This window comes from Oribacterium sinus, from assembly GCF_963553175.1.
GTDB classification, from domain to species: domain Bacteria; phylum Bacillota; class Clostridia; order Lachnospirales; family Lachnospiraceae; genus Oribacterium; species Oribacterium sinus_B.
The window spans coordinates 1-11,896 of the sequence record NZ_CAUVME010000018.1; the positions used below are offsets into that span (position 1 = coordinate 1).

Genomic DNA, 11,896 nt, shown 5'->3' on the forward strand with positions numbered 1-11,896 from the left:
TCGTACCTTGAAAACTACATATCAAGAAATGATTATTCTAGTAAATAGAGTAAGACATCCGAGGGTACAAGGTAAAACTTGTACAAAACGAGGCAAGGAAACCGAAAGGTTAACTTGCAAATCAGAAAAAAGAGATACACGCTAGTATCTCGAACACTTGAGCGATCAAGTGGAGAATTGGTTAAGCAATAAGAGCATAGGGTGAATGCCTAGGCACTGAGAGCCGAAGAAAGACGTGATAAGCTGCGAAAAGCTGCGGGGATTGGCAAATACGATTTGATCCGCAGATATCTGAATGGGGAAACCCACTAGAGAAAAGCTCTAGTACTGTACAGCCAATACATAACTGTACAGAGGGAACCCGCTGAACTGAAACATCTAAGTAGGCGGAGGAAGAGAAAACAACAGTGATTCCGAAAGTAGTGGCGAGCGAAATCGGAAGAGCCCAAACCAAGGTGCGTGCACCTTGGGGTTCGGACCGCATTTAGTTCCGTAAGTGAGTGGAAGACGATGGAAAGCGTTGCCATAGAGGGTGAAAGCCCCTTACACGAAGCGTAAAGGAATGAGCGGAATCCAGAGTACTGTCAGACACGTGGAACCTGGCAGGAATACGGGGGGACCACCCCCTAAGGCTAAATACTACTCAGTGACCGATAGCGATTAGTACTGTGAAGGAAAGGTGAAAAGGACCCCGGGAGGGGAGTGAAAGAGAACCTGAAACCCTGTGTTTACAAACTGTGGAACAGCGCAAGCTGAACCGCGTACTTTTTGTAGAACGGTCCGGCGAGTTATAGTTACTGGCAAGGTTAAGGACTTAAGGTCCGGAGCCGAAGCGAGAGCGAGTCTGAATAGGGCGCAAAGTCAGTAGATATAGACCCGAAACCGGGTGACCTATCCATGTCCAGGATGAAGCTAAAGTAAAATTTGGTGGAGGTCCGAACGCACATCCGTTGAAAAGGGTGGCGATGAGGTGTGGATAGCGGAGAAATTCCAATCGAACCCGGAGATAGCTGGTTCTCCTCGAAATAGCTTTAGGGCTAGCCTCGACTTAGTCAGACGGAGGTAGAGCACTGAATTCCTGAGGGGGCGTCAAAGCCTACCAAGGGATATCAAACTGCGAATGCCGCACTGATGATGGTCGGGAGTCAGACTGTACGAGATAAGTTGGACAGTCAAAAGGGAAAGAGCCCAGACCTACAGCTAAGGTCCCAAAATACGTGTTAAGTGGAAAAGGATGTGGGATTTCGAAGACAGCTAGGATGTTGGCTTAGAAGCAGCCACACATTCAAAGAGTGCGTAATAGCTCACTAGTCGAGAGGTCCTGCGCCGAAAATTAACGGGGCTAAAACATGACACCGAAGCTTAGGGATGGTGTAAACCATCGGTAGAGGAGCATTGAAAACACGTAGAAGCGGTACCGGAAGGAGCCGTGGAGAGTTTTGAAGAGAGAATGCCGGAATGAGTAGCGAGATGGAGGTGAGAATCCTCCAGGCCGAATATCTAAGGTTTCCAGGGTAAAGCTGATCTGCCCTGGGTAAGTCGGGGCCTAAGGCGAGGCTGAGAAGCGTAGTCGATGGACAACTGGTGTAGATTCCAGTACCTTACTAAATCAGAAATGTGGGGACACATGGAGAAAGAGAGAGCCGGGAATGAGAAGACCGGTGCAAGGGAGGTAGGAGTGTAGTAGGAAAAACCGCTACACAATCTGAAGACCTGATGCGGATCGAAAAGAAGTAGAGAAGCTCTTTAACTCTGTGGCGAGAAAAGCCGCTATTGTGTTTAGTAAGCCCGTACCGCAAACCGACACAGGTAGATGAGGAGAGAATCCTAAGGCCGGCGGGAGAAGCATTGTTAAGGAACTCGGCAAAATGACCCCGTAACTTCGGGAGAAGGGGTGCCCAGGCAACTGGGCCGCAGAGAAAAGGCTCAAGCAACTGTTTAGCAAAAACACAGGTCTATGCGAAACCGTAAGGTGAGGTATATGGGCTGACGCCTGCCCGGTGCTGGAAGGTTAAGAGGAGAGGTTAGCGCAAGCGAAGCTTTGAATTGAAGCCCCAGTAAACGGCGGCCGTAACTATAACGGTCCTAAGGTAGCGAAATTCCTTGTCGGGTAAGTTCCGACCCGCACGAAAGGCGTAATGATTTGAGCGCTGTCTCAACAATGCACCCGGTGAAATTGAAGTACCAGTGAAGATGCTGGTTACCCGCGCCAGGACGGAAAGACCCCATGGAGCTTTACTCCAGCTTGATACTGGGATTCGGTAATGTATGCACAGGATAGGTGGGAGACGAAGAAGATAGAACTTCGGTTTTATCAGAGTCGCTGTTGGGATACCACCCTTATGTTATTGGATTTCTAACCTTAGGCCGTAAGCCGGTCAAGGGACAATGTCAGGTGGGGAGTTTGACTGGGGCGGTCGCCTCCGAAAGTGTATCGGAGGCGCTCAAAGGTTCCCTCAGAATGGTTGGAAACCATTCGCAGAGTGCAAAGGCAGAAGGGAGCTTGACTGCGACACCGACGGGTGGAGCAGGTACGAAAGTAGGACTTAGTGATCCGGTGGTATGAAAGTGGGATTGCCATCGCTCAACGGATAAAAGCTACCCTGGGGATAACAGGCTGATCTCCCCCAAGAGTTCACATCGACGGGGAGGTTTGGCACCTCGATGTCGGCTCATCGCATCCTGGGGCTGAAGTCGGTCCCAAGGGTTGGGCTGTTCGCCCATTAAAGCGGTACGCGAGCTGGGTTCAGAACGTCGTGAGACAGTTCGGTCCCTATCCGGCGCGGGCGTAGGATATTTGAGAGGATCTGTCCTTAGTACGAGAGGACCGGGATGGACTGACCTCTGCTGTACCTGTTGGGAATCAATCCCATAGCAGGGTAGGCAAGTTGGGAATGGATAAACGCTGAAGGCATCTAAGCGTGAAGCCAACCTCAAGATGAGATATCCCATCGCAAGAGTAAGACCCCTTGAAGAGAACGAGGTAGATAGGACTGAGGTGTAAGTGTAGTAATACATTCAGCTGACAGTTACTAATAGGTCGAGGGCTTATCCAATGCGTCTGGTTTTTGTCTAAAGTCTAGGAAGAATAATCTTTTATATGTAGTTTTGAAGGTGCGAGAATATGGCCCGGTGGCTCAGTTGGTTAGAGCGCCGCCCTGTCACGGCGGAGGTCGACGGTTCGAATCCGTTCCGGGTCGTGATAGGAAGAAACCACTTCTTATGAAGTGGTTTTTTTGTATTCATATTTTAAAATAATGCTTAAGATTGCTTTATTTACTTTGTGATTCTTGTTGTATTTTGTGATTTTATTGTATTTTGTAATTTTATTATAGCATTACTTTCATTGTGCTTTTACTTTCATTTTACTATGTACTTATATGGATTCTTTATTCGATTTTATGCTCATTTCCTTCATTTCCCTTTTCTTATAAAATGTATTTTTGCTTATTATTTTTATTTCTTATTATAGTGTTATGAAATACTATGAATATTTTCTATTTTTCAAGCTTTTTTTCTGTGCATTTTTTAAAAATTGTTCTTGTATTTATACTTTAAAACTGCTATGATTGAGAAAGCGAATAGGGTATATCAATTTCATACAGAGCTTGTATATTCCCGGAGAGCATAGTCTCCCTATTTTTAGGGGCAATTTTTAGGAGGAAAAGTTCATGAAAAAAAGAAACTTAGCACTCATGACTGCAATTTTAGCTGCAGCATTGACAGCTTGCGGCGGATCCAATGCAAGCAAAGACACAAAGGCTGCAGGATCTGATGCGGCAAAGGAGGCCGGATCCGAGGCTGGCGGAGAGAAGGCTGCAAGCACAGGCAAAGAGCTTCGTTTAGTAAACGGTAAGATCGAAGTCGATGCACAGATGAAGGAACTGGCTGCAGAGTACGAGAAGGAAACCGGTGTTAAGGTTAACATTGAGTCCATGGGTGGCGGAATTGATATTCAGGGAACCCTCAAGGGATATTTCCAGGCTGACAATATGCCGGATATCTTTGTTAATGGCGGTGCTAACGATTTTAAGAACTGGGAAGGTCATCTTGTAGACTTGTCCAATGAGAAGTGGGTTTCCGATACAGAATCTGCTTACAAGGATGAGAACGGTAAGGTTTTAGGCTTCCCTTATACCACAGAGGCTATCGGTTTGGCTTACAATGCGGATATTTTGGAGAAGGCCGGAATTGATCCAAAGTCTATCACAGGTCCGGAATCCATGAAGAAGGCTTTTGAGACTCTGGACAGCAAGAAGGACGAGTTAGGTCTTACTGCTGTAATCGGTTATGTTGCAGAGGCTACCAATCTTTACTGGTCTACCGGTAACCACCTCTTTGGTGTATATGAGGATGCAGGCCTGAAGAGAGATGATACCAAATACATTGACTTATTAAACGAAGGAAAGCTTGATAATGAGCGTTTCAGCAAGTATGCTGATATGATTGCTCTTTTCAACAAGTATGCAGATCCTGCTCTTTTGGTTTCCGGAACCTACGACCAGCAGATTCAGAACTTCTCTGCAGGAAAGTATGCTTTCGTTACACAGGGATCTTGGATCGGTGCAACCATGACTAATGATGATAAGGAGCAGTATGATGCTGCCGGCAACTTCAAGGTTGGTATGATTCCTTATGCATTTGAGGAAGGTATTGATACTATTCAGACTAACTCTCCTTCTTGGTGGTCTGTTTTTGACAATGATAATGCTGAAGAGTCCAAGAAGTTCTTACAGTGGATTTCCGAGGATACGGCTCAGAAGATTCTTGTTGAAAAGGCAGGATTTGTAAGTCCGTTCAAGTCTATCAGCTATGTAGCTAACGATCCGTTTGCACAGACCATTACCGATTACACCAAGGCAGGAAAGACCTCTGCATGGCATTGGTTAAACAACAAAGACGGTCTTGCACAGAATGCATTAGGTGTTGTATATCAGGATTTCGCTTCCGGCAATTTAGACACAGCGAAGTTTGTTGATACTATGGAAAAAGTAATTGCACAGTACTATGCTGGCTAATTTTTTCCCGGAATAGGGGCAGCTAAGCTGCCCCATTTTTTAAAAGGGGGATTTCATGAAAGGACGTTCACAATCCTTGCAGTCTATTATTTTGCTTCTGGCAGGAGCGCTTAGTACGATCTATACTTTGATTTTGGATTTTACAGGCTCTAAGGCTACATACCGCGGTAACTTATTGATTTTAGGTGTGGTTTTGTTTTTTCTTGGCCTGTATATTTTGCCAAGCAAAAAACACCATAGAAAAATAGTATATTTTCTATTCTTATTTCCCCTGCTATTTACCTTTGCGGTGACTGTGATTATTCCGTTAATTTTAGGTATAGGGTATTCTTTTACTGATTGGACAGGAATTCGTTTTACCAAAGTAGTAGGGTTAGCCAACTATCAGGCTATGTTTAAAGATCCGGCCTTTATCTGGTCCGTTTTAATTACCTTTGTTTTTGTTATTATTAATGTTGTGATGATTAACTTGGTAGGCTTTTTATTAGCTCTACTTTGTACCGTGAAAATGCGTGGGGTGGCTTTTTTCAGAGCTGCTTACTTTTTACCGAACCTGATTGGAGGAATTGTTCTGGGTTATATCTGGCAGTTCGTCTTCAACAATGTTTTGATGAATTATATGAAATTTTCCATGTTATCCCAGACCAAGACAGCGATGTTGGCCATTATTGTGGTTTATCTCTGGCAGAGTGGCGGATATATCATGTTGATTTATGTTACGGGACTTACACAGATTCCGGGAGATGTACTGGAGGCTGCTCAGATTGACGGGGCTACGGCGTTACAAACCTTGTTTAAGGTTAAGCTTCCGATGATTGCATCTACCATTACCATTTGTACTTTCTTAACCTTAACCTCTGCTTTTAAACAGTTTGACGTAAATATGGCTTTGACCAACGGAACCGGTTCTGTGGCGGACTTTATGGGATCCTATCTATCCAACGGTACCCAGATGCTTGCTTTAAATATTTACAACACGGCTATTGCAAAGAATAATTTTGCTCTGGCCCAGGCGAAGGCTATTTTGTTCTTTATTATTCTGGCGGTTATTTCCCTGATTCAAGTTCGAATCAGCAATAGTAGAGAGGTGGAGATGTAATGGGCAAGTCTAAAAGTGTAAAAAATTTATTTTTGGGAATTCTGGGAACTTGCATTGCGATTTATATTTTATTTCCCTTCTATTTGGTAGTGATGAATTCCTTTAAGAGACAGGCTGATATCGTTAAGGATCCGGTGGCTTTTCAAGGGGTTAGCTTTGCCCAGTTACAGGCAAACCTGAATTCTGTAATTCATAATTCCAATTTTAACTTCTGGTATGCTTTCGGTACCTCGGCGATTATTACAGTAGTTTCTTTGATTCTTCTGATTTTATTCGGCTGTATGGCTGCCTGGGTTATCAGTAGAAACAATAAAAAGCCTTGGGCGATTGCAGTGTATATGACTTTTATTGCTTCTATGATTATTCCTTTCCAGGTAGTAATGCTTCCTCTTCTTTCCACCTTTAGAGATGTGGGAAAGTTTGTGGGCATTAATATGTTGCAGTCTGTCCATGGTATTTTGTTTGCTTACCTTGGTTTCGGCGGTGCCATGACAGTATTTATTCTGACAGGTTTTATTAAGGGTATTCCCTATGAGTTGGAGGAGGCTGCGGCAATTGACGGCTGTTCTCCTGAGGGGACATTTTTCAAGATTATCTTTCCGTTGCTGCGTCCGGTGGTTACTACGGTGACCATTTTGAACGGTATGTGGATTTGGAACGACTATTTACTGCCTTCTTTGATGCTGGGACAGAACGGAAAGATTAAGACCCTTCCTGTAGCTGTACAGGCTTTCGTGGGATCTTATGTAAAGCAGTGGGATTTGATTTTATCTGCAGCATTACTGGCGATTCTTCCTATGGTTATTGTCTTCCTGGTAGGACAGAAGCAGATTATGAGCGGAATGGTAGAGGGTGCTGTAAAGGGATAAGGAGAACAGCGTTCTTAAAGAATCTAACAGAGAGAGGAATATTTATCGCAAAGGACTGCATCTTGCATGGACTGCAGGTCCTTTGCAGTTTGCAGGCATTTCCCTGTGATAAATATTCAGAATGAAGATTATGGCTAGGATTAAAGATATTGCTAAACTTGCAAATGTAAGTCCCTCTACAGTATCCAATGTGATTCATGGCAGAAAAAACAAGTTAAGTCCTGAGCTCTATGAAAAGGTGCAAAGGATTTTAGAGGAAGAGCATTATGTTACACATCGGGGGGCCCAAATGTTGACAAAACAGGGCTCCCGTCTTATTGCTCTGATTTTGGCCTATAGCAGAGCTGAGGAGGAGAGTATTGTACAGGATCCCTTTGTTTCTTCAATCATCGGTGCAGTACAAAGCGCGTTGCAGAAGGAAGGATATTTTCTTTTACTGTATGCCAATCCGGATGTGGAGCTCTGTACTAAGATTACTCTGGAGTGGAATGTGGAAGGAATTATCCTCCTGGGCGCAAAACGGGAAGGTTACTACTATTTACGCTCTTTGAATTCGGTTCCGGTTGTTACCATTGATACCATTTTCTTCCCGGAAGATCATTCCTATGTGAATGTAGGACTGGAGGATTATCAGGGAGCACTGGAGATGACTCGCTACCTGCTTTCCAAAGGACATGAAAAAATTGCTTTTTTATCTTTGATGGACGGCATGGATGTATTGCGGAAGGACGCTATAGACAATATTCGGTATCAGGGGTATCTACAGGCTTACGAAGAAAAGAACTTAGCGGCGGACCGGAGTCTTTGCCGAAACTTATCCTATGACGGGAAAATCAGACAAAAGCAATACAGGGAATTTTATCAGGAAGGTTTTTGGGGCTGTACGGCTTTATTCTTTACAGCAGACATTATGGCTCTGGAAATGATGAGCTTTTGTATGGATCAAGGCCTTAAGGTTCCGGAGGATATTTCCATAGCCGGATATGATGGGATTTTTGCGGCAAAGAGAGCAAGACCTCGGCTTTGCACCATTTGTCAGGACAGCACGGAAAAGGGAAGACGGGCGGTAACGGAGCTTTTGTTTCTGCTTAAGGAAGAGCAGGATATTGGAACTTGTAAAAAGGATATTCGATTACCTGTATTTTTGGAGGAAGGAAGCTCTGTGCAGGCTTTACGGGAGAGGCAGCCATCCCCCGGGCTACAGCTTCATTTGCAAAAGGAATCGGAGCACAGGGACAGAGAAAAGTTCCTGGAGGAAGTGTAGTGTGCTTCCGTAATGGAATAGAAGATTCTAAGCGTGTATTGTTAATGGAATAAAGTATTGTTTTCTTTGAAAGGAGAAGAAGATGAAAAAGACATGGTGGAAGGAAGCCGTTGTGTATCAGATTTATCCCAGAAGTTTCTGTGATAGTAATGGAGACGGCATCGGAGATTTACCGGGAATCGAGAGTAAGCTGGATTATCTGCAGGAATTGGGCATTGATGTCATTTGGCTTTCTCCGGTTTATCGTTCTCCCAACGATGACAACGGCTATGATATTTCCGACTATGAAGATATCATGGAAGAGTTCGGTACTATGGCGGACTTTGACCGTCTTTTAAAGAAGGCTCATGAAAAAGGCATTAAGATTGTGATGGATCTGGTGGTAAACCATAGTTCCGACGAGCATGCCTGGTTTATGGAGAGCCGTAAGGACAAGGAAAATGCCAAGAGAGATTACTACATTTGGCGAAAGGGAAGACCTCTGTCCACTGTTTCTAAGGAAGAGCAGGAGCGCTTTGCCGGGGATATTGTGGAGTATCAGGGAGAAAAGCTTCTTCCTCCCAACAACTGGGGTTCCTTCTTCTCCGGACCTGCCTGGGTCTTTGACGAAAAGACCGGAGAGTTCTATCTCCACCTCTTCTCTAAGAAGCAGCCGGATCTGAACTGGGAAAATGAAATCGTAAGAAAAGAAGTCTTTGATATGATGACTCGTTGGTGCGAAAAGGGCATCGACGGTTTCCGTATGGATGTTATTTCCTTAATTTCCAAGCCTGAGGGACTTCCCAGCACGGAGATTCCAAAAGGGGCTGTTTATGGAGACGGAGCAGTTTGTGCCAATGGTCCCAGAGTCCATGAATTCTTGCAGGAGATGAATCAGAAGGTGCTCTCAAAATATGATTTAATGACTGTAGGAGAGACTGCGGGAGTAACCTTAGAAGAAGCGAAAAAATATGCCAATGAAGCTCAAACCGAGTTAAACATGGTTTTCCAGTTTGAGCATGTAAGTATGGATGAGAATCCCAAGTACGGTTTTAAGTGGAACACCGGAAGAATGCCTTTAGTTCCTTTAAAGAAAAATCTGGAAAAGTGGCAGCTGGGCTTAAAGGATGTGGCTTGGAACAGTATCTATCTTTGCAACCATGACCAGCCCAGAGTCATTGCCCGTTTGGGAGATGACGGAGGTCAGTACAGAGAGCGTTCCGCAAAGTGTATTGCCACCTTCCTTCATATGATGCAGGGAACTCCTTATATTTATCAGGGAGAAGAGCTGGGCATGGGAAATTATCCCTTCACCGATCCTTCCCAGTTTAGGGATTTGGAAAGTATTAATGCTTATGAAGAATTGACAGAGAAGCTTCATATCAGTCCGGAGGAGCTGTTCCCCATGATTGCCCATAAGAGCAGGGACAATGCCAGAACTCCCATGCAGTGGAACAGTGAAAAGGAAGCGGGCTTTACCACAGGAACTCCCTGGATTGCGGTAAATCCCAACTACACTACAGTGAATGCGGAGGAGCAGCTGAAGAGACCGGATTCCGTGTTCCACTACTATCAGAAGCTGATTGCGTTACGGCATAGCTCAGAGCTGATTGTGTACGGAGATTTCCATTTATTACTTCCGGAGGATCCGGATTTGTTTGTCTATGAGAGAACTCTGGGAGAAAAGAAGCTTTTGGTAGTCTGCAACGTATCGGAAAATGAGAGAGATTTCTCCATTCCGGAGGAGTTTAAGACAGGAAAGCTCTTGATTCACAATGTGGAAGAGGAAGATGCCAAGAGAGGTCACTTGCTTCCCTATGAGGCCTTTGTATTAGAGATTTAAATCAGCCGCGGCAGTTTTGTCTCGGTGGGAAAGCTGTCATTTTGTCGGCAGGATAGAATGACAGAGAAGGAAAAGTATAGTAAGGAGAAAAAATGAGAAAAGAATGGTGGCAGGAGAAGGTCGCTTACCAGATTTACCCAAAAAGCTTTAAGGATACTAAGGGAAACGGAATCGGAGACATTCGGGGAATTATCGAAAAACTGGATTATTTGAAAAGTCTGGGGATTGATATTATCTGGATTTCTCCCTGCTTCCTATCCCCATTGGCAGACCAGGGCTATGATATTGCGGATTACTACAAGATTGATCCCCGCTTCGGTTCCAATGAGGATATGGAGGAGCTTTTGGCGGAGGCTAAGAAAAGGGACATGCATATCCTTTTGGACTTAGTGGTAAACCATTGCTCCGATGAGCATGAGTGGTTCCAAAAGGCCGTTGCGGATCCCAAGGGGCCCTATGCGGATTATTTCTTCTTTGAAGAGGGAATCGACGGAAAGGAGCCCAATAACTGGCGTTCCTATTTTGGCGGTTCCGTTTGGGAGAAGGTACCGGGAACGGAGAACACCTATTACTTACACCTCTTCCATAAGAAGCAGCCGGATTTAAACTGGGAGAATCCAAAGCTTAGAGAAGAAATCTACAAGATGATTAATTGGTGGTTGGACAAGGGGGTATCCGGTTTCCGTATTGATGCCATCCTGAATATCAAGAAGGTATTCCCCCTTCAGGGACATCACTATCCTGCAGACCGAGAGGACGGTATGGCCGCCTGTACCAATATGATTTATGAGGCGGAGGGAATCGGAGAATTCCTTCGGGAAATGCGGGATCGTTGTTTCCGCCCTCACAATGCCTTTTCTGTGGGAGAGGTCTTTAATGAAACCGAGGAGCAGATTCCGGAGTTTATCGGAGAAGACGGTTATTTTTCTTCCATGTTCGACTTCCGTGCCCATAGTAGCGGACATTCCGATAAGGGATGGTTTGACAATAAGCCGGTTACCCCGAACGCTTATCGGGATAACTGCTACTTAACCCAAAGATTGGTAAATCCCGTAGGATTTATTTCTACCGTTATTGAGAACCATGACGAGTCCAGAGGAGTAAACAGCTATATTCCGGCGGAGGACTTAAGCGATACCTCCAAGAAGTTTATTGCCACTATGCAGATGATGCAGAGGGGTCTTCCCTTTATCTATCAGGGGCAGGAAATCGGTATGGAAAATGTGATTTTCCACGACATTTCCGAGGTAGACGACATTTCCACCCTGGATGAATATAAAATCGCCTTGGAAAACGGATATAGCAAGGAAGAAGCGTTAAAGATTGTAAACCGTTATTCCAGAGACAATGCCAGAACCCCTATGCAGTGGACAGGCGGTAAGGAAGCAGGATTTACCACCGGGAAACCTTGGCTTCCCGTAAATCCCAACTATACAAGGATTAATGTGGAAAGTCAGGAGAAGGATCCGGCTTCCGTTCTGGCCTATTACAAAGCGCTCTGTGCTCTTCGTAAGCAGGAGGAGTATAAGGAAGCGGTGGTTTATGGAGACTTTATTCCCTTCCTGGAGAAGGAAGACCGCTTTATGGCTTTCTACAGAAAGGGAGAGAAGAAAACCCTTTTGGTTTTGGGGAATTACAGAAAAGAAGAAAGAGAAGTGGAGATTCCCGGAACAATTAAGAAGGTGGTACTTTCCAATGTAGAGCCAAGAATCAACGGAAATACCGTAAAGCTTTCCGGCTATGAGGCTTTGATTTTAGAAGTGGAATAAAAAGTAAGAAAAGAGTGAGGACACAAAATCCTCACTCTTTTTCCATTTTTTTGCC

Annotated in this window: 6 protein-coding genes, 1 tRNA gene and 1 rRNA gene; all 8 read left to right on the top strand. The window is 44.7% G+C overall.

The features are described from left to right. Positions 1 to 178 precede the first annotated feature (178 nt). The 8 genes from RYO92_RS06430 (at position 179) to RYO92_RS06465 (ending at position 11,841) form a co-directional block, all read left to right on the top strand. Positions 179 to 3,057 (top strand): 23S ribosomal RNA (locus RYO92_RS06430). A 69-nt stretch (positions 3,058 to 3,126) separates the two neighbouring features. Further along, positions 3,127 to 3,200 (top strand) — tRNA-Asp (locus RYO92_RS06435). A 471-nt stretch (positions 3,201 to 3,671) separates the two neighbouring features. Next, the gene (locus RYO92_RS06440) at positions 3,672 to 5,018 is read left to right on the top strand and encodes an ABC transporter substrate-binding protein (protein ID WP_315369843.1); all 1,347 of its coding nucleotides are present in this window, start codon (positions 3,672 to 3,674) and stop codon (positions 5,016 to 5,018) included. Between the two features lie 55 nt (positions 5,019 to 5,073). After that, positions 5,074 to 6,117: a carbohydrate ABC transporter permease gene (locus RYO92_RS06445; RefSeq protein ID WP_007156573.1), complete on the top strand. Its 1,044-nt coding sequence runs from the start codon at positions 5,074 to 5,076 to the stop codon at positions 6,115 to 6,117. Further along, positions 6,117 to 6,986: a carbohydrate ABC transporter permease gene (locus RYO92_RS06450; RefSeq protein WP_007156572.1), complete on the top strand. Its 870-nt coding sequence runs from the start codon at positions 6,117 to 6,119 to the stop codon at positions 6,984 to 6,986. The genes RYO92_RS06445 and RYO92_RS06450 overlap by 1 nt, the downstream gene beginning before the upstream one ends. A 130-nt stretch (positions 6,987 to 7,116) precedes the next feature. Then, on the top strand, positions 7,117 to 8,250 hold the full coding sequence (locus RYO92_RS06455) for a LacI family DNA-binding transcriptional regulator (protein WP_083793707.1): 1,134 nt from the start codon (positions 7,117 to 7,119) through the stop codon (positions 8,248 to 8,250). 82 nt (positions 8,251 to 8,332) lie between these two features. After that, positions 8,333 to 10,072, top strand: a complete 1,740-nt coding sequence (locus tag RYO92_RS06460) for a glycoside hydrolase family 13 protein (RefSeq protein WP_315369844.1) — start codon at positions 8,333 to 8,335, stop codon at positions 10,070 to 10,072. A 92-nt stretch (positions 10,073 to 10,164) separates the two neighbouring features. Next, entirely contained in the window at positions 10,165 to 11,841 is a 1,677-nt protein-coding gene (locus tag RYO92_RS06465) for an alpha-glucosidase (protein ID WP_007156568.1), read from the top strand. Positions 11,842 to 11,896: the final 55 nt, after the last annotated feature.